Genomic DNA, 21,149 nt, shown 5'->3' on the forward strand with positions numbered 1-21,149 from the left:
TCGGCAGCGGTGGCGGGGTGGTGGTCTGTTGAGGACACACCGTCACGACGGTCGTGGTGAGGGGCGGCTGCGGAAGGTGGTCTGTGCTCTGCGCTTGAGCCACGCGACGGTCCGGCTTGTGACTCGGACAGCCGGGCGGTGGTCTAGTCGGCCGACCCGAGGTCTTCCAGGTCCATGACGGTGAACGCCCGCAGCGTTCGCACGAGTTGGGAAGCGAGGAGCCATCGCAGGGAGGGGTCTCCGTACGGAACGGGAACGTCGTCCGCCGCCAGCACCTGAAGGCCGTGGTCGGAGTACGCGTGGGGCGTGCCGATGACCCCGTACAGGGGTGCGCTCTGCGCAAGGAGCGCGACACTCCCGTGTTTCGCCAGGTAGGGGCACCGCTTCGAGGCGATGAGGGCGTGCCGTCGACAGACCGGGGGCTGCGCGGTCCGGACCGTCGTACTCGATGGGGGCACGCCGTCCTTCTTGCTCTCCAGGAACAGGGTTCCGTCTGGCGTCCGGGCATTGCCGACGCACACCTGACACCTGAGCTGGAGCATCGTCTCGCGCTGTCTCGAGGGGTGGACCAGGCGCCACTGCGGCTCACCTGTCGGTAGCCGGTCGTCTCCGATGGACTGTGAAACCCGGGACCAGAGGACGCCGCGTAGGTCGCGGTCTTCCCTGCCCTCGTCCCAGTAGCCCAGACGCGCAGTGCCGGTCCGGTCGAAGGTGGCGCGTAGGGAGAGGAAGGAGTCGGCTTCCTCCCCTTCGCGAGCGGTGATGTAGGGAACCAGGCAGCTTCCGGGCTTGGTGTTCACGCCGCTGCCTCCGTCGCGGCAACGTGTCGGTGCGGGGCAATGATCTGCCCGTCGGGCAACAGCTCGCCGGTGTCGTCGAAGAGCAGAACGCCGTTGCACAGAAGCGTCCAGCCCAGAACGCAGTCGCGAGTGATGGTCTTGGCCGCCTCGCGATCCGGCTGTGCAGCCGTGGGGCAGGGGGGCCTGTGCTGGCACATCCTCGTGCTCTTCCTGTCGGTCGTGCGGAGGGGGACGTGGGTGCCCTCTTCGGAGGGTGCCTACGGAGCCGCGGGGGAGCGGAGAAGGCCGGCCAAAGAGGGCGTCTGGGGGCCGCGCAGGGTGCTGGCCCGGCAGTTTGTGAACTGGGCAATCGCGGTCGCGCTGTAGCCGAAAAAAGTCCGAGGGTGATGTCGTCACACCTCGGCCCCCAGAGCGTCGGCGGTGTCTCCCCCACTCGACGACGTCGCAGGAGTCGGGGTAGGGCAACCAACGCAGACGGGGGTTCGGGAAGCCGGGCTGCTCAAGGAGGACGTCACGGACCTTGAGCCCGAAGCAGAGACACGCCACGGGGAAGTACCCGCCGCGCCGCGAGCCACTGACGGGGACTGCGAGGAACGCCATGCGAAGGGTCCGCACGGCAACGCTCTTCTCCAAGAGCCAGCTGTTCGCGATCCGCTGCTCGAAGTACTCGTAGTCGTGCGCGTCTTGCGGGGCGGGCATCACCTGGGCGGCCACCGTCGGGTGATTGACGGCGTGGGGGCCGTGCATTGCTCGGCCCCCTTGATGTAACGGGCCTCGATCAGCTCTTCGATGAGATCGGAGGTCACGAAGGCCAGGCGGCGGGCGAGGCCGACGGCTTGCTGGTGGTCTGTTGGCGTGCGTTCATCCCGCACGGGGAGTCCTCGCTCGATGAGCAGAACCATCTCGTCGGTGGGCGGGTACTTCGTGTCGGCGACAGCGATGTCACCGAGCTGCTTCAGGTGGCCGCGGAGGCGTTCAACCAACGTCGCGGTCATTGCCACGGGCGGAAGCTGGTTGCCGATCGCCGTGTCGAGGTCGTCGAAGATCTCCTCGACGTCGAGAGGCTTCCACGCGGTGATCCGCTCCAGGATCAGCCTCAAGCCGTCCGCGTCGAATGGAGGCGTCCACTGCGGGGCGCTGGGCTCGTCGTCGGCTGGCGGAGGAATCACGTCGTTCTCCGGAACCAGAGCGGTGAGGGACATCGGAACTCCTGGAGAGGGGCCGAGTGCCGGCCGTGGGTGGCTAGAAGTGCTCGGGCGCGTCCGGGGCCTCTATGTAGGCCCACACGTCCTTACCTGCTGGAGTCACGGACACAGATGTGTCGTCTGCCAAGGCGCACAGCAGCATTAGGCCGCGGCCCTCTTCGGCAAGGCCGTCCGGCGCCGCGTACACAGGAGGGCAAGGGTCCTGGTCACGGACGATGGCGGTGACACCATCCGGGATCTTCTGGAGGAGGAGGCTGGCCATACGGCAGCCGTCGGCGTCTGCGGGGGTGTGCTGTAAGACGTTGGTGAGGAGTTCGTTGACCACCGTCAGCATCCGGTGGGCTGTGCCGTCGTCGATGCGCCACCAGCGCAGGTGTGCCTGAATGATGTCCCTGACGGTGCCCAGGTCTTCGGCCCGGACTTCGAAATTCATGTCGAGCTGGCTGCGCACGCTCCTTGACGTGGCGCGAACAGAAGCGTCCCGATCACGGGTGTCGAGGAGTAGTTCCATCGCTGCTTCCTCCGTTCTGAGAGAACCCATTCAGCAGGGTTGGGTTGCGGTGTGTACTGGTGCCGAACCGATCAGCAACCATTCAGGCAGAGCGCACCGAGAACGTGCAGAGCCTGATGCCGACAGGTGAAGAGTTCGGCATCAACGACTTCGGGGGCAGACCATGCCGCAGCCAATGAAGGAGCTTGACCCGGGGGCCTCTCCCCAGGAGTGGTTCGGAAACGAGCTGCGCAAGTTGCGCCTGGCGGAGAAACTGTCTGCTAAGGAGCTGGGTCGGTTAGTGCAGGTCAGCGATGACATGATCTTGGCGATTGAGAAGGGTAAGTACCCCAGCTGTCGCCGCGATGTGGCTCAGAGGCTCGACGATGTCCTCGGCACAGGAGGACTGTTCGACCGAGCTTGGCCGATGGCCTTCGGTAACCGCGATGCCGATAAAAAACGGGCTGATGCCGATAAAACTTCTACCGGTAGGGGGGAGGTGCCCACTCAGGTGCGGACAGGCCGCATCCTGAGCGGAGACGAACCAACTCCTCGCGCTGGGAGCCATGAGCCCGTGGATCGACGCTCCTTACTCATCAAAGTCGGTGGACTCGCCGCCATTTCCCCCCTCGACCTCACCGAGGCTTTCGCCCCGGCCGGGCTGTCTCTTCCGGCGAACGTCAGCGCCAGCCACATTGACCAGGTCTTGGCCGCGGCCACTGCGATCAGCGGTATGGACAACGAGCTGGGCGGTGGCGGCATGGTGCGCAACGTAGCCAGTCGAGCGATGCAGTGGTCGGCCGGTCTGCTGCAAGCCCAATGCCCCGAGCGTCTGCGGACCGAGCTGTTCGCCTCCGTATCGCGACTCGGCATCGTGGTGGGCGCTTCCGCGTTCGATGCCTACCACCACGACGAAGCCACTCAGACGTTCAAGTTCGCAGCCGACTGCGCCGAAGAAGCGGGCGACTGGCATCTACGAGCCAAGACGTACTCCTTCCTCGCGCGGCAGGCCGTATGGATTGGTGCCCCAGACGACGGCCTGACCTACGCCGAGAAGGGCCTGGTGCGCTCCGACCGGTTGGCCGCGACAGAGCAGGCGATGCTCCACACGGCACGCGCCAGAGCTTTCGGGAAGATGGGGAACGTCCGGGACACCATGGCGGCCGTCGGCGCCGCAGATGAAGCGTTCGCTCGGGCGTGTCCGGGCGAGGACTTGCCGTGGATGGCCTACTACGACGCGGCACAGCACAACGGGGACACAGCCCACGCCTTGTTCGATCTCGCCATCCTTGCTGGGCAAGACCCGGGCAGGGCGGCCCGCCGATTCGGCACCGCGGTGCAGGGACACACCGACGCCTACAAGCGGTCCCGTGCTATCTCGCGTACCAAGCTGGCCTCCCTGATCATGGCCAAAGGCGATCCTCGCCAGGCGGCGGCAGTCGGCCACGACGCCCTGGACGAGGTGGGCCGGCTCACCTCCCGGCGAGCCGCCGACGACCTACGACAGCTCGGCCGTTTCGCCTCCAAGCATCAGACGGTCCAGGAGGCTTCGGGTCTGCGGGACCGCATCGCCGCTACGGTCTCCGCATGACAGCTTCGGCAGCCGAGCCCGCGCGCCATGTCCTGGAACAGGCATGCTCCGCGGTCGGATTGGACTGCGAGGGGGCGGAATCGCTACGGCTGGCCGAGAACCAGATATGGCGGCTCCCTGGCCAGCGGATAATAGTACGGATCTCACGGGCAGGCCAGAGAGCTGCGGCGGCCCGTGAGGTGCGCGTCGCACGTTGGCTCGCGCAGCAGAACGTCGCGGCTGTGCGCCTGGTTGACGTGGAGCAGCCGGTAGAGGTGGGCGGCAGGCCCGTGACCTTCTGGGTGGAACTCCCGCCGCAAGAGCACGGCTCCGTTCACGAAGTCGCCCAACTCCTGTCGCAGCTTCACTCGTTGCCTACGCCAGACATTGAGTTGGGGTACCTGGACCCCTTCGTTCGAGTCGATGAACGACTTGAAGGGGCCACCACGATCCTCAGCGACGACAGAGAGTGGCTGCACAGACTTCACCGCGACCTCGAAGCGGCGTGGGACGAAAGGCCGGCTGGCCTCCCCGACCGGGTTGTGCACGGCGACGCCTGGCCCGGCAACTTCGTCCGCACGGCCGACGGTGTCCTGATGATGGATCTGGAGCGATTCTCCGTAGGGCCCCCGGAGTGGGACCTCGTATCCACCGCAGTACGCGCGAGGACAACGGGCGCGGTAACCGCGCGAGAGTACGACCAGTTCTGTGCGGCGTACGGGCACGACGTGACGGCGTGGGAGGGCTATCCCATCCTCGCGGGGGCCCGAGAGCTGCGGATGGCGACGTTCGCCGCCCAGCATGCGGCCAGCAACGAAAAATGGATCGGCCAAGCGCAATACCGGATCGACTGCCTGCGCGGTCGATCCGGTCCACGGCCGTGGTGGTGGAAGGGAATTCTCTGAGCAGGGTGTGGCCGGCGCCCCACCGCGGCCTGTTCAGTTCTCTGCTCGCGCAGGGGCGTCTGGATGCGACGGTGCTGTGGCTCAGGCCTCCGCGACCGCTGCTCGGGCGGGGCTGCCGCCGTACTGCGGGATGGTGGCGAGCGGGACGCGGCCTCCGAGGTCGTGGCGGCGGTCGTAGATTGTGTCGGCGGTATGGGAGCCGTCAGCCCCCGGCCGGCCCTGTTGCGGTCAGCGAGCGGAACGCCCCTCTCGGACATGTCGGTTCGCACCGGCCCGCCAAGAGTGGGAGGTGACCTTCGTGCCGTCGATGTACGACAGGCCTGCCTGATCGGTGAGGAGCTGGAGGCGTTCGTTGAGCGAGCCCGGCCGCATACGGGTTCCCGCGCTTCCGGGGCGCCGGTATGCCCGGAGGCCGCCCTTCGCCGTCAGTGCCCTGAACAAGGGATCGTCGGGACCATCCGCACCGAGCTGGTGCAGGACTGCGAGCCACGCACGAGCTCGGCGTACGAGCGGAAGGTCTTCGCGGTCGTTGCTGAATCGGCCAGCGCCCTTTCCGGCTTGGTCGGTCTTGGATATCGCATTGGTGATGTGCACTCCGGTGCTGTAGACCTTCAGGCGCTTGACGAGCTGGTCGGCAAGCTCCATTTCCCAGTGCAGGTTGCAGTAGGCGAGCGCCGCGAGGAATGCGTCCTGGCTTTGTTCACGTGGTTCCGTAACTGTGGGTCACCGCTTACTCGGAACCCTCGTCCCCGGCCGCCTAGGAGGCGTGATGCCCGGTGTCCAGGAACCGTTCGATCATCGCGGTGGCCATCTCCGGCTTGGTCGCGAAGTCCCGCTCGGCAGGGATGCCCGCGGCCCGGCAGCGGTCGGGATCGGTGGTCCACGACCGTGGAACGTACAGCTCCCGGTCCACCGCGGCGTGCCCGCGACTGCCGGCGTAGACGAGGTAGACGGCGACCTGGGAATTTTCGATCCGGCCTGCGGTACCGGTGTACTGCCGCTGCACGCCGACCGTGTGCGTGCCCTTCTTCACGTCGCCGGTCTCGTCGACGACGAGCACCGCCACATCGTCGTGGAGGTGCTCGACCACGTAGTCGGGGACATCGTCACGGACCGCGTCCGCGTCCCAGGAAGCCCGGCACAACAGGTGCTGCATTCCGTGTGGAGTGGCCTCCCCTGCCCACTCGGCGATCGTCCAGCAGTTCTTACGCGGCAGGTCCGCCAAGAGGCCGAGCACCAACCGCTTCTCCGTGAACGCGATGTCCGGGCTGCGGGCGTGGTGCTCACTGTCGGCCGGCGGGCGATTGCTTGCGTTCCTGTGAGCGCGCCCTTGTAGGAGGGTCCGATGCGATGGCATCGCCGCAGGACAGACGATGTGAGCGAGGGCAGGTGTCCAGCCAGTCGGTTTGAGGCCTGTGTGGCGGGTACGCGCCGTGAATCCCACGAAAGGACCACGCCGTGCCCGTACAGCGGAAGAACATCTTCGTACTCGGCCTGGACGAGGCGAATCTGCCGACACTGGAAGCCGTCCCGGAATCCGACACGTACCGGTTCCATCCTCTGCTGAACATCGGCGAGCTGCAGGAGGGGGAGGTTTCGGTGGCCGACCTGATGAGCCGGGCCCGGGAGATCCTCGACGTGCACGAGGGCAGCATCGACGCGATTGTCGGCTATTGGGACTTCCCCGTGAGCACGCTCGTGCCGATGCTTGGCAGCGACTACGGCACGCGCACCACGAGCCTTGAGTCCGTCGTCAAGTGTGAGCACAAGTACTGGAGTCGGCTGGAACAGCAGAAGGCGATCGACGAGTACCCGGATTTCGGGCGGGTGGACCTGCACAGCGCGGATCCTCAGCCGCCCGATGGCGTGAGCTTCCCCATGTGGCTGAAGCCTGCTCTCGCCTACTCTTCGGAACTGGCATACGGCGTCTCGGACATGGCGGAGTTCCGCATGGCCGTGGACAAGATACGGGAGGGGATCGGCCGGGTCGGAAGGCCCTTCGACTCGGTGCTCGAGCTCCTGGAACTTCCGCCGGAAATGGCGGGGGTGGGCGGTCAGGTCTGTCTGGCCGAGGAAGCGATGACCGGCATTCAGGTGGCCGTCGAGGGTTTTGTGTACGACGGGGAGGTCACCGTCTACGGAGTACTGGACTCGATCAACTACCCCGGCTCCCCCTGCTTCCTGCGTCACCAGTATCCGAGCGCTCTCCCGCCCTCGGTGATCCAGAAGCTGCACGAGGTGAGCGAGCGGACCATCCGACAGATAGGCATGGACTCGGCCACATTCAGCATTGAGTACTTTTACGACGCGAAGACCGGTGACATCTGCCTGCTGGAGATCAACCCACGGCACTCGCAGTCACACGCGGAGCTGTTCGACTACGTCGACGGTGCCCCCAACCACCACCGGATGATCAGTCTGGCGCTGGGGCGCGACCCCACGTTGCCGAGCGGGCAGGGCCCGTATCGCATGGCCGCCAAGTGGGACTACCGGTGGTTCGGCGAAGGGACGGTGCACCAGGTGCCCACGCGCGACGAGCTCGCAGCCATCGAACGGGCTATACCCGGGACGCGCATCGACGTCGTGCCTGCCGAAGGGCAGAAGCTCTCCTCCGTGTCCCAGCAGGACAGTTACAGCTACGAGATCGCCCACATTTCCACCGGTGCTGACGACGAGGGCGGCCTGCGACGCAAGTTCGACCAGTGCATCGCAGCTCTGGGCCTCACATTCGACGACACCGCTCCGGGTGGGCGCGACCAGAACGCGTCGTGAACAGGCCCCGGACCAGGAAGGAGCACGCCATCGGAATGCGATACGTCGACCAACTTCCCCACGCGGTCAAGAGAGAGGACCACGTCACCATCACGATGTCGGACGGCATCCGGCTGTCAGCGCGGATCTGGCGCCCCACCACCTCCGACCGTGAGCCGGTCCCCGCGATCCTGGAAGCGATTCCGTACCGCAAGAACGACCTGACCTCCACTCGCGACGCGATCCATCATCCCTACATCGCCGGGCACGGCTACGCCTGCGTACGCGTTGACCTGCGGGGCACAGGTGAATCAGAGGGCGTCCTGCTGGACGAATACCTGGAACGAGAACAGTGCGACGCCGAAGAGGTGCTCTCCTGGCTCGCCGAGCAGCCCTGGTGCGACGGGACCACAGGAATGACGGGCATCTCCTGGGGCGCGTTCGCCGCACTCCAGGTCGCCGCTCGACAACCCCCGAGTCTGGGCGCCATCGTCATCGCGTCCTTCACCGATGACAGGTACGCGGACGACATGCACTACGTCGGCGGTGCCATGCTGTCCGACAATCTGGCCGAGGCCGGAACCATGTTCGCCTACGCCACCTGCCCTCCCGATCCGGATGTGATCGGCGAACGCTGGCGGGACATGTGGCACGAACGGCTGGACTCCGCGCGCCCCTGGGTTCTCGAATGGCTGCGCCACCAGCACCGCGACGACTACTGGCGCCATGCGTCGCTCAGTGAGAACTATCAGGCCCTGCGTTGCCCCGTGCTTGCCTCCAGCGGCTGGGCAGACGGCTACTCCAATGCCGTCACCCGGCTACTGGGCAGTGTTCATGTACCTCGCAAGGGACTGATCGGACCTTGGTCGCACAAGCTGCCGCACCTCGGCGAGCCGGGGCCGGCCATCGGATATCTCCAGGAGGTGGTCCGATGGTGGGACCACTGGCTCAAGGGAGCGGACAACGGCGCAATGGACGGACCCATGATCCGCGCCTGGATGCAGGAAAGCGTGCCGCCATCCACGTCCTACGAGGAGCGCCCGGGCCGCTGGGTGGGGGAGGCGAGCTGGCCCTCGCCGCACGTCCAGCAGGTGCCGCACCCACTGCGCGACCGCGCCATCGTGCGCGTCGATGAGGCGCCTTCCTCAGGTGAGGAAGGTGAATCCGCAGGCTGTGTCCACACGGTGCAATCACCTCTTTCGGTCGGGCAGTTCGCGGGAAAGTGGGCTTCGTACAACGCCCCACCGGATTTGCCGTACGACCAACGCGAGGAGGACGGCGGCTCACTCGTTTTCGATACCCAGCCGCTGACGGAACGCGTGGAGATCCTCGGCGCGCCCGCAGTCGAACTCCTGGTGTCCTCATCCAAGGACACAGCACAGATCACCGTCCGGCTGTCCGATGTGGCGGCCGATGGCCGGGCGACCAGGGTGACCTACGGTGTCCTCAACCTCGCACACCGAGCAGGCGACGACCGACCCGAACCACTGGAGCCGGGAAAGAAATACCGCCTCCGTATCCCCCTCAACGGAGTCGCGCAGGTCTTCCCGGCCGGGCATCGCATCCGGCTCTCGCTCTCCACTTCGTACTGGCCGCTGGTCTGGCCGGCACCCGCACCCGCCCTCCTGAGCGTCCACGAGACGGGCAGTTCACTCACTCTGCCGATCCGGCCCACCGACACCCCGCACGATGCGTCATCGACGCCCTTTGGTGAGCCCGAAGGCTGCACTCCGGCGGACGTGACCCAGCTGACGGAGTCCGAACAGGCCTGGACCGTCTCGAGGAACCTGGTCGACTACCACTCCTCGCTCGACATCGTCAAGGACCGCGGACTTCAGCGGTACGAGGACAACGGGATCGAGGTCGGCTTGCGAGCCGTCGAGAAGTACACCTCCATCGCGGACGACTTCGGATCGGTGAGCGGCGAGTCCGCCTGGACTATGCGGTTCAGGCGCCCCGCATGGGACGTCCGAGTGGAGACTCGCACCATCCTGACGTCGGACGAGAACGAGTTCCACGTCGATGCCACGCTGGACGGCTACGAAGGTGGCCGCAGGGTGTTCTCGCGGACCTGGAACGAGAGCGTTCCGAGAGCGAACGTCTGACTCGCAGGATGCCGCCCCGGGGGCCGGCCGATTCCAGTCAGTTCACTGGATGGCCCGGCGTGATGCCGCGCCCGTCGGCCAAGGACAGCAGACTGAGGCCGTTGCCCGCGGGGTGCTGTGCAGCGTCCGGGGCGAGCAGGTACCCGACGTGGTCGCCGCCGGCGAGCCGGTTCTCGACGCGGCCGACGAACCAGGCGGGCGCCTCGTCCAGCACCGGCGCCCCTCCCGGGCCCGGGTGCCATGCGGTGCGGGCGAACTTTTCGGTGCTGTCACCGGTCTCGCCGCTGGCTTTGTTGGCGAGTCACGAGAACGCCTGTAGTTCAGCCACGGGAAAGTCTCTTCCACTGAAGAGTGATGTCACTGAGTTTCGGTTCTGGTCCAACTTCTGTGGAGCAGTGACACTCAGTGTTGTTGAACAACTCTGAGCGGGTGATGTGCCGCCACCACCGATGGTGTGTCGGTGGGACAGCTGATAATGCCGTCATGGCAGATCGCAGTCCGGTGCTCCGGATCATCACCTCGGCGGCGCGGGAGTCCTTGAAGCCGCTCGGCCTGGCCCGCCGCGGGCGGTCGCGGCTATGGATTGATGATCACGGGTGGTGGCTCGGGGTTGTGGAGTTCACTCCGTCGCGGATTGCCGGCAGTGGTCTGTGCGTCGGTGCGATGTGGCTGTGGCACGACGTGGACCACCTGGCCTTCCACGTGGATGCAGTCCAGGTCGGCCCCGAGCTTTTTCGCAACGAGGACCAGTTCACGTCGCTGGCGCTTGAACTCAGTCGGCAGGCGGCTGCGAACGTGACCGCGCTGAGGGAGAAGTTTGCGGGTCTGCCGGATGCCGCTCGATACCTGACGTCCAGGCCGGTGCGTCGGGGATTTCTCTGGGACAGCTTCGACTCTGGGATCGCAGCCGCCCTGGTTGGGGATCCGGACACGGCCCGCGACTACTTCGAACGAGTCCTTCGAGAGGACGCCCTGGTCCCGTGGGAGGTCGATGCCCAGGAGAAGGCGCGTGAGCTTCACGCGATTTCGGCAGATCGCGACGCAGTGACCGCCTGGGTCACGCGGGCCGTCGACTCATGCCGGAGCAAGCTGAGCCTGGATCCCGTGCCGTTTGCGATCAACTGAGTGGACCCGCTCGTCGAATGACAGAGCTGCAGTCAGGCAAGGAGGACTCGCTTCCGCAGCAGGCTGAAGCCCGCCCGGCCGTACATCTGGCGTTTGATCATTTTGATCCGGTTGACGTGGCCTTCAACGATGCCGGAGCTCCACGGCAGTGTCAGGCCGGCGGTGACAGCTGCGAGATCGCGTTCGAGGCCGTTGACGAAGGTGTGGAGGCTGGGCAGGTCGTCGGCGCGGACCGCCTTGATCCATTGCGGGAGCTGGTCGCCCTGGAGCTGGGTGAGCATCTTCCCGAACGCGCGGACGTGCCCGGTGAGGGCATCGAGTTCGGGGCAGCCGGTGAGGACGGATTTGAGCTTCAGGCGCTCGCTCTCCGGCAGGGTGTCAGGGTGAGTCAGGATCCAGCCGGTGACCGTGCGTGGGGACGGCGGACGGGCTGCAGGTGCGGTCGGGGATGTGCGGAACGGCTGGAGGTGGGCGCGGACTGCTCCGTAGCCGCCGGTGTAGCCGTGCGTCTTGATCTCTTCCCAGAGGGTCCAGGCGTTCGTGCAGCCCTCGGCCCATCGCTCGTTCAGGTAGGGCTTGAAGTCGTCGAGCTTGGTCCTGCGGTTCTGCCACTGTCCTTGGAACAGGTCTTCCGGCCTGGCGGCGTCGGCCAGCCGTTGGACGGTGCGGTAGGTCATGCCGAGCTGTCGCTGGATCGAGCGTCGGCTGTGGCCGGCGGTCAGCAGCGCGTGGATGGTGGCGTGCTTGGCGCGGGTGCGGTCGGCGAACCGGTGCCCGGTGGGCCATGGCGACCCGCTCTCGGCCTGTTCCGGAGCCGGAGTCTTCTCCGGCGCCGACTCGGCGGAGGTCGCACGGAGGCACTGGCGGTGGCGGGAGACGCACCGCTCGGCCGCTTCGCCGAGGTTGCGCCAGAGGTGGAATCGGTCGGCGACCTGGACCGCGGTGGGTGCCCCGATCCTGGCACCCTCGGCGAAGTACGGGGCGCGGTCGCGGCAGACGACCTCGATCCCCGGGTGATCGGCCAGCCAGGCCGAGACAGTGCCTGCCTCGCGATCCGGCAGTAGGTCAACCGGCCTGCGGGCCTCGACGTCGACCAGCACGGTCCCGTAGACACGGCCCTTTCGCATCGCGTACTCGTCGACGCCGACCACACGCGGGACCTGTGGCTGAGGCTCCGGGAGAGCGCTGACCAGCCGCAGGACCGTGTTCCGGCTGACCCTCGCCCCGAAGACATCGGCCAGCCGGGCACCGGCGCGACCGGCCAGGGCGAGGCCGACCTCGGCCAGCACCGACCGCATTCGTTCCGTCCGCTGGCTGTACCGCCGGGTCAGGCCGGCAACCTGCTCGACGAACGTTTGCCGTCCGCAGGAGATGTCTTCGCACGTGAAGCGCCGGACACGAAGCCGCAGAACCACCCGCCGTCCTGCCACGGGGAGGTCAGCGGGAAACCGCAGGTAAGAGCCGTGCACCCGCCTCGACCAGCTTCCGCAGCCTGGGCACTGAGCCCCGGCCATCCGGCATCTGGCACCGACTCGGATTACCTCGCCATCGTCCTCCACCGACTCCACCCTGATCCCCGGATCCGCCAGGAAGAGCAGCTCTTCCAGCCTGAGTAGTACCTCGCGCACAGTCAGAACCATCAGGCCGAACGCGATCGGCACCGGCAGTTTCTAGACGATCTCGCGAGACCTATCAGCAAGGCCAACGATCACAGTGAGTAGGCAGACCACAGAAGTTGGGCCAGAACCTGAGTTCGAGAACGCCCCGACGCTTGATTCGGGACCCTGGTTGTGCTCTGCACGACGAGGGGGCCTGGTGTTGCCGAAGTCCAAGGTCGATCTGTACGCGGCGATCCGCCGTGATGCCAGGACTGGCATGTCGCTGCGGGCGCTCATGCGGAAGCGTATGCGGGGCTGATTGTCGGGCAGCCGATGCACGTAGAAGTGTGTCCCGTGAGCTGAGGAGAACCGTCGTGCTGCTAGCGCATCCCGTGGTGTTGTGGGGTCTGGTCAGGGAATACGAGGCGCTGAATGTCCTGCATGGCGGAGGTGGAGGCGCGGAGGCGCGTAAGGGCATGGACGATCTGGTGTACGCGCTGTGTCTGTCGACGGAGACACTGGATGTCGATGCGGCCCTGACAGCTGCCCGTTGCCAGCTGTCGGGACCACAGACCCAGTACGACTCCACACTGGGGCGTTGCAGGCCCGACCGGCCGTCGGCCTGATGTTCCGCGCGACGTGAGAGCCGGGGAAGGTCAAGCTGCCACAGACGTACGTGACGGATGTCAGGAGTCAAGGCTGGTGAGAGCTCAGCGACGCGCACGCGCCCAGCAGTCGGCTCAAGCCTGCGCGATCGTTTCACCCGCTTCGGCGTAGAGCATCCCTCACCGCTACAACTCGGTAGAAAGGAGCGTGGCCGCGATGGTCACCGTAACCCTCTCAGGATCGTCGAAGGAGGACGCTGCCGGCGTCCTCCGGGCCCTGCGGACGGCGTTCCCCACCGGCGGGCCCGACCCGGTGCCTCAGGAACAGCCAGGTGATCAGCCTGTCGTGTGGACAGCCGAAATCGAGCCGACGCAGCAGCGGGCGCGAACTGAGCCGACGACGCTGACTGCCCCAGTCACCGCCACTTTGCAGGGCGGCTATCTCGCTGTGGACCAGAGCTGCGAGGCCCTTGGCACCGCGTTCGTTGTGGAGGAGCACGGCACGGCGTCGGGGGATCAGGAGAAGGAAGTCGATCTCCGGCTCCAGACCAAGGAGTACCGGACCACGGAGTAAGGCGCAGGAGGACGGCCTTCAAGAGAACTTCGCCTCTGCTTCTGACACCCCTGAACGCCGCCCGCCCACTGAGGAGAAGCGCGACACGGTGCAGATCGGGTCGTACGCCTGGAGCGTGCTCGGGGCTGCCGCGCAGGCCACCGATCGCATCCCGATGATGACGTAGGTGACCTGTCCTACCAGGCGGTATCACCCGGCAGTCGTCGCACAGAAGGCCGCCACGATGCAACTTCCATCCCAGGGACGGTTCCGCCTCGGACTCAGCTCTGGGGACAACCTCAACGAACATGTTGTGGGCGGGCGCTGCTGTCGGGGGAGCGGCTGAACCACCACGGCACTCGCTTCGACGTCGAGAACGACCGGTCCTGGGAGGTCGCCGGACACCACGCAGACCTGCTGATCGCGACCGAACCCAAGCAGGAGCTGGTCTCCACGTTCGAGCGCCATGGTGGTGGGGGCAAACCCAAGGTCGGTCAGTTGCCCATCTGCTACGACACCAACCGCGCCGCGGCGATCGCCCGCGCCCACGACCAGTTCCGCTGGTTCGGCGGAGGCCGGCCCGTCAACTCGGAACTGCCAGGCCCGACAGCGTTCGCAGGCGCCACACAGTTCGTACGGCCTGAGGATGTTGCAGAGTCCATCTCCTGCGGTGAAGACGTCGAAGCAGTCGTCGAGGCGGTTCGACCCTACGGCGATGCCGGGTTCACCGAGGTCGCCCTCATCCAGATCGGCGGGCGCCACCAGGAACCGTATCTGGAGTGGGTGGAGCAGAAGCTGCTGCCGGCCCTGCGGGAACTGTGAAGCGCCAGGACACCCGGGATGACCACGAGACGCGCCGCGACTTTCGAGCACCACCAGGTCGAAGCTGCCTGTGGGCCACTGCTCCGGAATGACGAGCTGCGAGACCTGGATGCGCGGCCGTCGTGATTGCGTGCGGCAGCGTCTGAAGGCCGACGCCCCCGAGGGTCCGGTCCGCCCTCTCGCAGAACTACATGTGCGAGGAACTCATGGCGACGAACGACAATATGAGCGGAACTGCACTGGGGACGAGTGACATCGCCCGTACATGGCGCGATGTCGGGCATCCGCTGCAATCGCTGCCTCCTCAGGTAAAGCCGCTACCTGGTACTACCGACGCGTTGCCCCGAGGCCGGCCCGGGCAGCCGCGTGTAGATCATGGGGGGACACGTCGGTCTCTCATCCTGACCGACCGGCGCCATCGTCGGTGGGCGCGAGCAAGGGCCGACCATGAACTACTGGTCGGCCCTTGCTCGTGGCGAGTGCCGTGGGTCAGGGGCGGCGGTGACTGTCGTAGTAGCCGCCGACCTGCTCGTGGTATCCGGCGTCACCGACGTGCTTGTCCTTGTCGAACTCAGGGGAGCCCTTGATCTGGTCCTTGGTGAGGTCGAGGAAGATCTTGCGCTCGGCCTGGTCGACGGTGCGAACGGTTCCGGCCGGCACCAGGACGTGCTTGCCGAAGATCCAGACTCCGGTATCGACCACGAGATAAGAGGAGTTGACGTCGTCCGAGTGCTTGTCGACCTTGCCGATGCTTCCGTCGGTGGCCTCGACCTTGTAGCCGATCAGGTCAGTGCCCGCTGTGTGGCCCGCGGTCGGCTGGTAGCCCCAGATCTTGTCGCTCATAAATTGCTCCCTCATCGAGATACTTCGCTGCTCAACAGTCGAAACTGTGAGACGGCTGGCGTCTCCGGAATATGCGGTGACGCGCTCTCGGAAGTTCGCGTTCCCTGCATCCGAGACCTCACACATCTACATGGCGGCAAATTATCTTCGCGGTGATGTACGAGCGGGCGCGGCCCCTGGGCGAGCGCATTGGGGTGTGTATCCCTGTCGCAGGAGTTGGCGATTCGATTCAGGCTCCCGCGGGACCCGTGGGGTGACACATGGTTGGGCCGCGGCTGCCGTCCTCGCGGCCCAGTTCCTGTAATCTACTGTCCGGCCTTACCTGTCGGCGGAATACAATGGGCCTTTTCCAACTTCACGTTAATGTGTGGTGAAGGACAAGGCTGGCCTTCACAATGCCGGTGATTCGGTTGGTGCTGCAGCAGAGCTTCCTCAGGAGGCGCCAGCCCTTGAGATTGGCCATGGCGTGAGTGGTGTTGCGGCGGCGCTTCCATGTCTTCATGCGGCAGCCCCGGAACGGGACTCGAATGGGTTCCGCCGGCTCCTTGGTACGCCTTGTCCGCCCAGCACTTGAGCCCCGCATCGGCGAGTGCCTGGCCGATGCCGTGAGTACGAGCGGCGGTGAGGTCGTGTGTGGAGCCTGGAAACGCGGGCGAGACCCACAGCAGCCGCCCGAAGGGGTCGGTCAGGACCTGGACGTTCATGCTGTGACGTTTTTGATTGCCAGAGTAGTAGGGGGTGTCGGCGGCAATCCGGTTGACCGGCAGGAGTGTTCCGTCCAGGATCACGAAGGCCAGCCGACTCGCGGTCCGCATGACCTCCGTCAAGCTTGGCGCGAGCGGCGGACAGGACCTCTATCGCCTCGGGGATGTAGCGGAAGACCGTAGCGATCCCGATGCCGAACCCGGCGGCGAGCTGGGCGTAGGTGTCGCCGCAACGCAGGTGGGCCAGGACCAGTAGGGCCTGGCAGCCCGGGGTGATGCGCCGCCATCGGGTGCCGATTTCGCGACGCGAGCAGCCAGGGGCTGAGAGAGGTCACCGGTGAAGGGCCTTTACCTCGGCTCCGCCTCCGCACACCCCGGAGCCCCCGGTGCCAACGCCGCGCGTGCCGCGTTGCGCGGCAGGAGTGGTTCCCGCCTGCACGTGCCTGGCGTGTCGTAGGCGAACCGCGCGGGGCGAGGCCTGGGCGTCAGGCCCGCGTTCGACCGGCTGCCTCCGCGGCGCGCCCGCCCGCCCCGAGCAGCCCCGTTGCCGAGAATTGCGAGCGCGTCAGTTCCCGGCGTGCCGGCAGCGAGACCAGCCCAGGGAGACCGGCGCGCACCGCCTGGACGCTCCGGAGCCACCCGGGCACGTACACCGAAGGTGCCCGCTGCTCGACCGCGATGACCCGGGCAGGCGGAGGCATGTGGGCCCGAAGCTCCCGCAGCGCGGGGTGCTGGTCGGCTTCGCGGATCATGTCGGTGTCGATCCAGTACAGGTACGCGATTCCCACACCGCCCCCGCGGGGGGCGAGTTCGGCGCGCAGGGAGTGGGAGAAGGACTCCACGCCCGCTTTGAAAGCGCAGTACGCGCTCATCATCGGCGCGGCGCCGATGGAATGAGTTCCCCGCGGACGCCTCTGACGACGGGGGAGCCGAGACTTGTCTGGGCGGCATACGGCAGCTGGCAGGCCCGCCTGCGGACTTTCGCTCGAAGTGTTTCCTTCCCCCTTCACCGGAAAGCCGCACAGCATGGACCATTCGACAGCTCCTGTACTCGACGCTCTGATGGCGTACCAGGCACAGCAGCAACTGCCTTTCACACCTCCTGGCCATAAGCCGGGCCGGGGGGCCGACCCGAGGGTGCGGGCGGTACTGGGTGATGCTCTCTTCAGCGCCGACATGCTCGCGGTGTCCGGTCTGGACGACAGGACCACGTCTCAGGGAATCCTGGAGCGGGCTGAAGAGCTGATGGCCGACGCTGTGGGTGCCGAGCAGACGTTCTTCTCCACCTGTGGCAGTTCGCTGTCGGTGAAGGCCGCCATGCTTTCCGTTGCCGGGCCGCACGAAAAGCTGGTGATCGGACGCGACGCTCATAAATCGGTGATCTCGAGCTTGATTCTCGCGGGTGTCCGTCCGGTCTGGGTCGATCCTCAGTGCAGGGCCCCGGGGAGAGTCACGTTCGCCCGGTTTGACCATGTAGGGCGAGAGCTGGCGCCCCGAGCCCGCTGCGCGACCTGGCCCCCGCCACCCGGGCCCTGCTCGACATCCACTCAACTCTCCCCTGTGGCACGCTCCTTTCGCCAACGGGTGAACGGCTTCAGCACACCGCGATAGAAGAGATACTCGGGAGTTTCCTCGATCGAATCCCATCCTCGGTAGAGGCTCACGTTCCTGATGTGTGGAGCCTCGGCCCGCAGAGCATCGAGATGGTCGAGCACAGATGTACTAAGACCGGGGTCACCGAGGAACTGCCAGAACACATTCTGGCCGGACGCCGCGTCGAGTTGATCGGCCAAGGCCGGGCCTTCCGAGTGGAGTCCCCAGAAGAAGAACAGGACGAGGGTCGGGGTGTCGCCCTCCGGAAGGTTCTGCGCAATCTCCTTTACCGCCTCGCCCGGGTCCTCCGAATCGAAGAGTGCATAGCGCTCCGCGTGCTGGGTGAGCAGGTTTCCCGGTGCGGCATCCCGGGAGAGCAGGGGCGCTCGTGGCAGCACCCCCCAGTCCGCGATCCACCGTTCGGCATCCGACAGCCGAAGACTCGGCAGACGGTGCGCCTGTGACGTGTAGATCCACGTGTCCACAACCGACGTGGGCGACATGACCTCGCCCAGCACGGTGACTCTCCGCACCATATCTGCCACGGTCCCGGCCTCGAACGGATGACGATGCGCCCCCGGGAGGGCCAGAACCACCCTGATTGAGTTCCGTCGCACACCGCTGAAGCGTGCGGCCGCGGATGCAGTAATTCGGCCTTTACGAAGGTTCATCCCGTTTTTTTCAGCAGATGCACTTCACCAGATGTCATATCCGGAGGGTATGACCCCAGGGCTCCGCGAGAGTAGGTTTGATCAGTGAATTCCGTGGAGGACGAGGGCAGTTCCGGGTTGAGTGTGGGCGCGTCTGCCGCTGGCGATGTTGGTCCAGCCGGCCCGGTGGAGAGGCGCGTGCCAGGTCGCGCAGGGTAGTCATGACGGCGGGGGCGTGGTGGCGGCGGACCTGGCTGGCGTCTTCGGCGAACGTGACGTCCTTGGTCCAGTGGACGGTGTTCTCGATGATCCAGTGGCCGCGTGCCCAGGCCGCGATCTCGGCCGCGTCGGCCTGATGGGCGGCCAGGTCGGTGATGGCGTAGACCGTCTCGGCCTGCCACTTCCTGGCGCCGATACGGCGGCGCTTGCGGTGGATGCGCACGACCTGACGGGCGTGGGGGAACACCAGCCCGTCGACGGTGACGACCTTGACCTCGCGGACCTCTTCGCGGCCGTGTCCGCGGGCGCGGGCGCGGTCCAGGACGGGAACCTCCTTCCATGGCAGCGTCCTCAACTGGATCGCTAGCGTGGGCTGGTTGTTCTTCACGGACAGTAGGTAGTGGGCGTTGCGTTGCTCGACGAGGTAGCGGGCATGGTCCTTCTGGGCGTGCAGCGCGTCCAGGGTGATCACGGCGTAAGTGAGGTCTGCGGCGTCTATCTGGTCGAGCAGCGGGGCGAATTCGAGGATCTCGTTGGTCTTGGCGCCGATCTCGCGCAGCGCGGCGGTGAGGGTGTCGTCGTGGCGTACTGCCGTCATGACGAACACGCGGCTTCCGTCGGCACGGACCGCTCCGCGCAGGCACTTGCCGTCCACCGCGAACGCCCGGCGGCGCGGTGGCCTGGCCGTGCCCTCCGCGCGGCGGGCGGCACGGTGCGCGCGCCGCTGCTCCCGCCCGGACGCCGTTCGGGGCCTGCTCGCCGGAGGATGCTGGTGCCAGGGCCGCCAGGCGGGCGAAGCCGGCCCGGGTGAGCGCGGCGGCGTCCACCTTGCCGAGAGCGTCCCGCAAGGTCCGCTCACCCGGTGCCTTGAAACGGCCGGTGAACGGGTCGGATGGGCAGCCCAGGCGGGCAAGTACCGCCTGGTCGCAGCGCTGGACCCACTCGGCAATCGCAGTCAGGGAATTGTGACCGGCGCTGGACATCGCGCACATCCCCACCGCGAGCAGCGTGGACAGCCGGTAGCGGACGCCGCGCGGGTTGCGCGGATCGGGCACCTGGGCGAGTGCCTCGAGCAGGCCCGGCAACACCGCCGCCGGTGGCGAGGAGACGGACGGGGGCGCGGCATCCGGCACGACGGACGTGGGAGATGATGGAGCAACGAGCACGGCAACCTTGCAGATCATGAAGCGTCGAGAACTCCATGATCACAAGGGGCCGTGCTTGCTCCGATTCCTGTGTCGATCCGGCGTCACCTGATCAAACCGGACCAACACGACTCTCCCCGGGGCCCTGATCCTCAGCGGGACTCCGATCTCCGCCTCGCTCACCCGCCGGCCCCCGAGGCCTACCGGTCGGCGTTCGAGGAACATCCGGATGCGCGGGGGGCACTGGTCAGCAGTCCTACGCCGTACGGCACCTGCGCCGACATCAGAGCCATCGCGACGCTGTGCCACGAGCGGGGCGTGCCGCTGATCGTGGACGAAGCACGGGGAGCCCACCTGCCCTTCCACTCCGACTTGCCGACCTGGGCCATGGATGCGGGCGCCGACGTGTGCGTGACGTCGGTCCACAAGATGGGTTCCGGACTTGAGCAGGGGTCGGTTTTTCACTTGCAAGGGGACCTGGTCACCGCGCAGACCCTTGCCTCGCGAGCCGACCTGCTGGGCACCACCAGCCCCTCGGTGCTTATCTACGCGGCCCTCGACGGATGGCGCCGCCAGATGGTGGAGCACGGCCGCGAGCTGCTTGACAAGGCCCCCCTTTCGAGGGCTTGCCGTGTTCGGGCGGACATCGAGAACATCGAGGGCCTGCACGTCAACGACCGCGACGATTTCTGCGGGCCGGGGCGCGCCTTCGAGATGGACCCCCTCCAGATCTTCATCGATCTGCGCGGGGTCGGGTTCAGCGGATACGACGCCGCCGACTGGATGCGTCGGTACCACCGCATCAACCTGCACACCTCCGATCACCGGCGCATCAACGCCCAGCTCACCCATGCCGACGACGGGACGACGACCGCGCGACTCCTTCATGGCCCGCGTGACCTGGTCGCCCACGCCGACGAGCTTCCACCTGCCTCCGACATCCGTATTCCGCCCCCGACGCCCTCCGCCTCCGGCAGGAGACTCTTCCGCGCGACGCTTTCTTCGGCGCGATCGAGCAGATTCCCGCAGAGCGGGCGGTCGGCAGGGTCTGCGCCGGAATTCTCACGCCCTACCCACCGGGGATCCCGGCTGCCGTTCCCGGCGAACTGCTCAGCCAGCCCGCAGTGGAATACCTGCGGACCGGCGCCAAGGCGGGGATGTTCATTCCGGACGCGGCCGACAGCACCATCGGCACCATCCGAGTGTCCGTGCACGACGTGGGCGCTGACTGACCAGGCGCCGAGAGACAGCCAGGAGCAGGGCTCGTACCATCCGCACGTCGCGCCCCGTTTGCGACGTTGCCTGCATGCGATAGCAGTCGGAGGGCAGGAGGCCGGAGACCGTCGCCCGAGTGGCGGTAAACCACAGGCTCGCCGAACCTGAATGAGGTGGGCACGCGCCTGGCGAGATGAGCGGAGATCTGAACCTGTCTGTCCCCACGCGGAGGCTTCGGATGACGACTGCTG

Annotated in this window: 15 protein-coding genes and 9 pseudogenes; 10 read left to right on the top strand and 14 right to left on the bottom strand. The window is 66.6% G+C overall.

Going from position 1 to position 21,149, the window contains the following annotated elements; genetic code table 11:
- Window positions 1-143: 143 nt before the first annotated feature.
- The 5 genes and pseudogenes from ACWGO0_RS31770 to ACWGO0_RS31790 all read right to left on the bottom strand — a co-directional run bounded on the left by ACWGO0_RS31770 (window position 144) and on the right by ACWGO0_RS31790 (window position 2,516).
- Window positions 144-800 (bottom strand): hypothetical protein, encoded by a 657-nt coding sequence (locus tag ACWGO0_RS31770; RefSeq protein WP_453542940.1) that lies wholly within the window; start codon window positions 798-800, stop codon window positions 144-146.
- A complete protein-coding gene (locus ACWGO0_RS31775; RefSeq protein ID WP_453542893.1) occupies window positions 797-997 on the bottom strand; it encodes a DUF5999 family protein in 201 nt (66 codons plus the stop codon). The genes ACWGO0_RS31770 and ACWGO0_RS31775 overlap by 4 nt, the downstream gene beginning before the upstream one ends.
- Window positions 998-1,118: 121 nt before the next feature.
- Window positions 1,119-1,547: pseudogene (locus ACWGO0_RS31780) on the bottom strand (DUF6302 family protein); the annotation flags it as partial.
- Window positions 1,499-2,002 carry a DUF6415 family natural product biosynthesis protein gene (locus ACWGO0_RS31785; protein ID WP_453542896.1) on the bottom strand — a complete coding sequence of 168 codons (504 nt, stop codon included), beginning with the start codon at window positions 2,000-2,002 and terminating at the stop codon, window positions 1,499-1,501. The gene ACWGO0_RS31785 and the pseudogene ACWGO0_RS31780, both read right to left, overlap by 49 nt.
- Window positions 2,003-2,042: 40 nt before the next feature.
- Window positions 2,043-2,516 carry an ATP-binding protein gene (locus ACWGO0_RS31790; RefSeq protein WP_453542899.1) on the bottom strand — a complete coding sequence of 158 codons (474 nt, stop codon included), beginning with the start codon at window positions 2,514-2,516 and terminating at the stop codon, window positions 2,043-2,045.
- A gap of 175 nt (window positions 2,517-2,691) precedes the next feature.
- On the opposite strand from ACWGO0_RS31790, the gene ACWGO0_RS31795 reads away from it, so the two are divergent.
- Window positions 2,692-4,086 (top strand): helix-turn-helix transcriptional regulator, encoded by a 1,395-nt coding sequence (locus tag ACWGO0_RS31795; RefSeq protein WP_453542901.1) that lies wholly within the window; start codon window positions 2,692-2,694, stop codon window positions 4,084-4,086.
- Window positions 4,083-4,970, top strand: coding sequence for a phosphotransferase family protein (locus ACWGO0_RS31800; RefSeq protein WP_453542904.1), 888 nt, complete (start codon window positions 4,083-4,085; stop codon window positions 4,968-4,970). The genes ACWGO0_RS31795 and ACWGO0_RS31800 overlap by 4 nt, the downstream gene beginning before the upstream one ends.
- Window positions 4,971-5,198: 228 nt before the next feature.
- Here ACWGO0_RS31800 and ACWGO0_RS31805 read toward each other — a convergent pair whose 3' ends face one another.
- Both ACWGO0_RS31805 and ACWGO0_RS31810 read right to left on the bottom strand, forming a co-directional pair.
- Window positions 5,199-5,615 carry a hypothetical protein gene (locus ACWGO0_RS31805; RefSeq protein ID WP_453542907.1) on the bottom strand — a complete coding sequence of 139 codons (417 nt, stop codon included), beginning with the start codon at window positions 5,613-5,615 and terminating at the stop codon, window positions 5,199-5,201.
- Window positions 5,616-5,742: 127 nt separating this feature from the next.
- Window positions 5,743-6,231: pseudogene (locus ACWGO0_RS31810) on the bottom strand (IS701 family transposase); the annotation flags it as partial.
- A 197-nt stretch (window positions 6,232-6,428) separates the two neighbouring features.
- Here ACWGO0_RS31810 and ACWGO0_RS31815 point away from each other — a divergent pair.
- Entirely contained in the window at window positions 6,429-7,742 is a 1,314-nt protein-coding gene (locus tag ACWGO0_RS31815) for an ATP-grasp domain-containing protein (protein ID WP_453542910.1), read from the top strand.
- Window positions 7,743-7,777: 35 nt separating this feature from the next.
- The gene (locus tag ACWGO0_RS31820; protein ID WP_453542913.1) at window positions 7,778-9,826 is read left to right on the top strand and encodes a CocE/NonD family hydrolase; all 2,049 of its coding nucleotides are present in this window, start codon (window positions 7,778-7,780) and stop codon (window positions 9,824-9,826) included.
- 37 nt (window positions 9,827-9,863) lie between these two features.
- On the opposite strand, the pseudogene ACWGO0_RS31825 reads toward ACWGO0_RS31820, so the two are convergent.
- Window positions 9,864-10,115, bottom strand: a pseudogene (locus ACWGO0_RS31825) (flavin reductase); the annotation flags it as partial.
- 194 nt (window positions 10,116-10,309) lie between these two features.
- Here ACWGO0_RS31825 and ACWGO0_RS31830 point away from each other — a divergent pair.
- Window positions 10,310-10,951 (top strand): hypothetical protein, encoded by a 642-nt coding sequence (locus tag ACWGO0_RS31830; RefSeq protein ID WP_453542916.1) that lies wholly within the window; start codon window positions 10,310-10,312, stop codon window positions 10,949-10,951.
- 32 nt (window positions 10,952-10,983) lie between these two features.
- On the opposite strand, the gene ACWGO0_RS31835 is transcribed toward ACWGO0_RS31830, so the two are convergent.
- The gene (locus tag ACWGO0_RS31835; protein WP_453542943.1) at window positions 10,984-12,579 is read right to left on the bottom strand and encodes an ISL3 family transposase; all 1,596 of its coding nucleotides are present in this window, start codon (window positions 12,577-12,579) and stop codon (window positions 10,984-10,986) included.
- Between the two features lie 344 nt (window positions 12,580-12,923).
- On the opposite strand from ACWGO0_RS31835, the gene ACWGO0_RS31840 reads away from it, so the two are divergent.
- From ACWGO0_RS31840 to ACWGO0_RS31850, 3 genes and pseudogenes are all read left to right on the top strand, one after another.
- Window positions 12,924-13,175: a DUF5133 domain-containing protein gene (locus ACWGO0_RS31840; RefSeq protein ID WP_453542919.1), complete on the top strand. Its 252-nt coding sequence runs from the start codon at window positions 12,924-12,926 to the stop codon at window positions 13,173-13,175.
- Window positions 13,176-13,371: 196 nt separating this feature from the next.
- On the top strand, window positions 13,372-13,728 hold the full coding sequence (locus tag ACWGO0_RS31845; RefSeq protein ID WP_453542922.1) for a hypothetical protein: 357 nt from the start codon (window positions 13,372-13,374) through the stop codon (window positions 13,726-13,728).
- A pseudogene (locus tag ACWGO0_RS31850) lies at window positions 13,688-14,529 on the top strand (LLM class flavin-dependent oxidoreductase). Before ACWGO0_RS31845 ends, ACWGO0_RS31850 begins: the two are co-directional and overlap by 41 nt.
- A 489-nt stretch (window positions 14,530-15,018) precedes the next feature.
- On the opposite strand, the gene ACWGO0_RS31855 reads toward ACWGO0_RS31850, so the two are convergent.
- The 3 genes and pseudogenes from ACWGO0_RS31855 to ACWGO0_RS31865 form a co-directional block, all read right to left on the bottom strand.
- Window positions 15,019-15,372 carry a PRC-barrel domain-containing protein gene (locus ACWGO0_RS31855; protein WP_453542928.1) on the bottom strand — a complete coding sequence of 118 codons (354 nt, stop codon included), beginning with the start codon at window positions 15,370-15,372 and terminating at the stop codon, window positions 15,019-15,021.
- Window positions 15,373-15,727: 355 nt separating this feature from the next.
- Window positions 15,728-16,383 (bottom strand): annotated as a pseudogene (locus tag ACWGO0_RS31860) (transposase family protein); the annotation flags it as partial.
- Between the two features lie 178 nt (window positions 16,384-16,561).
- A pseudogene (locus tag ACWGO0_RS31865) lies at window positions 16,562-16,969 on the bottom strand (SDR family NAD(P)-dependent oxidoreductase); the annotation flags it as partial.
- A gap of 133 nt (window positions 16,970-17,102) precedes the next feature.
- Between ACWGO0_RS31865 and ACWGO0_RS31870 the strand changes: the two are divergent.
- Window positions 17,103-17,507 (top strand): annotated as a pseudogene (locus tag ACWGO0_RS31870) (ornithine decarboxylase); the annotation flags it as partial.
- Window positions 17,508-17,623: 116 nt separating this feature from the next.
- Here the strand turns inward: ACWGO0_RS31870 and ACWGO0_RS31875 are convergent.
- A complete protein-coding gene (locus tag ACWGO0_RS31875) occupies window positions 17,624-18,340 on the bottom strand; it encodes a VWA domain-containing protein (RefSeq protein WP_453542931.1) in 717 nt (238 codons plus the stop codon).
- Between the two features lie 81 nt (window positions 18,341-18,421).
- Window positions 18,422-19,704 (bottom strand): annotated as a pseudogene (locus ACWGO0_RS31880) (ISAs1 family transposase).
- A gap of 126 nt (window positions 19,705-19,830) precedes the next feature.
- Here ACWGO0_RS31880 and ACWGO0_RS31885 point away from each other — a divergent pair.
- Window positions 19,831-20,915: pseudogene (locus tag ACWGO0_RS31885) on the top strand (aminotransferase class I/II-fold pyridoxal phosphate-dependent enzyme); the annotation flags it as partial.
- Between the last annotated feature and the right edge of the window lie 234 nt (window positions 20,916-21,149).

The organism is Streptomyces sp. NPDC055749 (assembly GCF_053617235.1).

What these genes read in the sequence shown, in the direction of transcription:
- ACWGO0_RS31785 (WP_453542896.1), bottom strand. Translation starts at nt 2,002, where the DNA reads ATGTCCCTCACCGCTCTGGTTCCGGAGAACGACGTGATTCCTCCGCCA.
- ACWGO0_RS31820 (WP_453542913.1), top strand. Translation starts at nt 7,778, where the DNA reads ATGCGATACGTCGACCAACTTCCCCACGCGGTCAAGAGAGAGGACCAC.
- ACWGO0_RS31775 (WP_453542893.1), bottom strand. Translation starts at nt 997, where the DNA reads ATGTGCCAGCACAGGCCCCCCTGCCCCACGGCTGCACAGCCGGATCGC.
- ACWGO0_RS31845 (WP_453542922.1), top strand. Translation starts at nt 13,372, where the DNA reads ATGGTCACCGTAACCCTCTCAGGATCGTCGAAGGAGGACGCTGCCGGC.
- ACWGO0_RS31830 (WP_453542916.1), top strand. Translation starts at nt 10,310, where the DNA reads ATGGCAGATCGCAGTCCGGTGCTCCGGATCATCACCTCGGCGGCGCGG.
- ACWGO0_RS31800 (WP_453542904.1), top strand. Translation starts at nt 4,083, where the DNA reads ATGACAGCTTCGGCAGCCGAGCCCGCGCGCCATGTCCTGGAACAGGCA.
- ACWGO0_RS31790 (WP_453542899.1), bottom strand. Translation starts at nt 2,516, where the DNA reads ATGGAACTACTCCTCGACACCCGTGATCGGGACGCTTCTGTTCGCGCC.
- ACWGO0_RS31875 (WP_453542931.1), bottom strand. Translation starts at nt 18,340, where the DNA reads ATGAACCTTCGTAAAGGCCGAATTACTGCATCCGCGGCCGCACGCTTC.
- ACWGO0_RS31805 (WP_453542907.1), bottom strand. Translation starts at nt 5,615, where the DNA reads ATGGAGCTTGCCGACCAGCTCGTCAAGCGCCTGAAGGTCTACAGCACC.
- ACWGO0_RS31795 (WP_453542901.1), top strand. Translation starts at nt 2,692, where the DNA reads ATGAAGGAGCTTGACCCGGGGGCCTCTCCCCAGGAGTGGTTCGGAAAC.
- ACWGO0_RS31855 (WP_453542928.1), bottom strand. Translation starts at nt 15,372, where the DNA reads ATGAGCGACAAGATCTGGGGCTACCAGCCGACCGCGGGCCACACAGCG.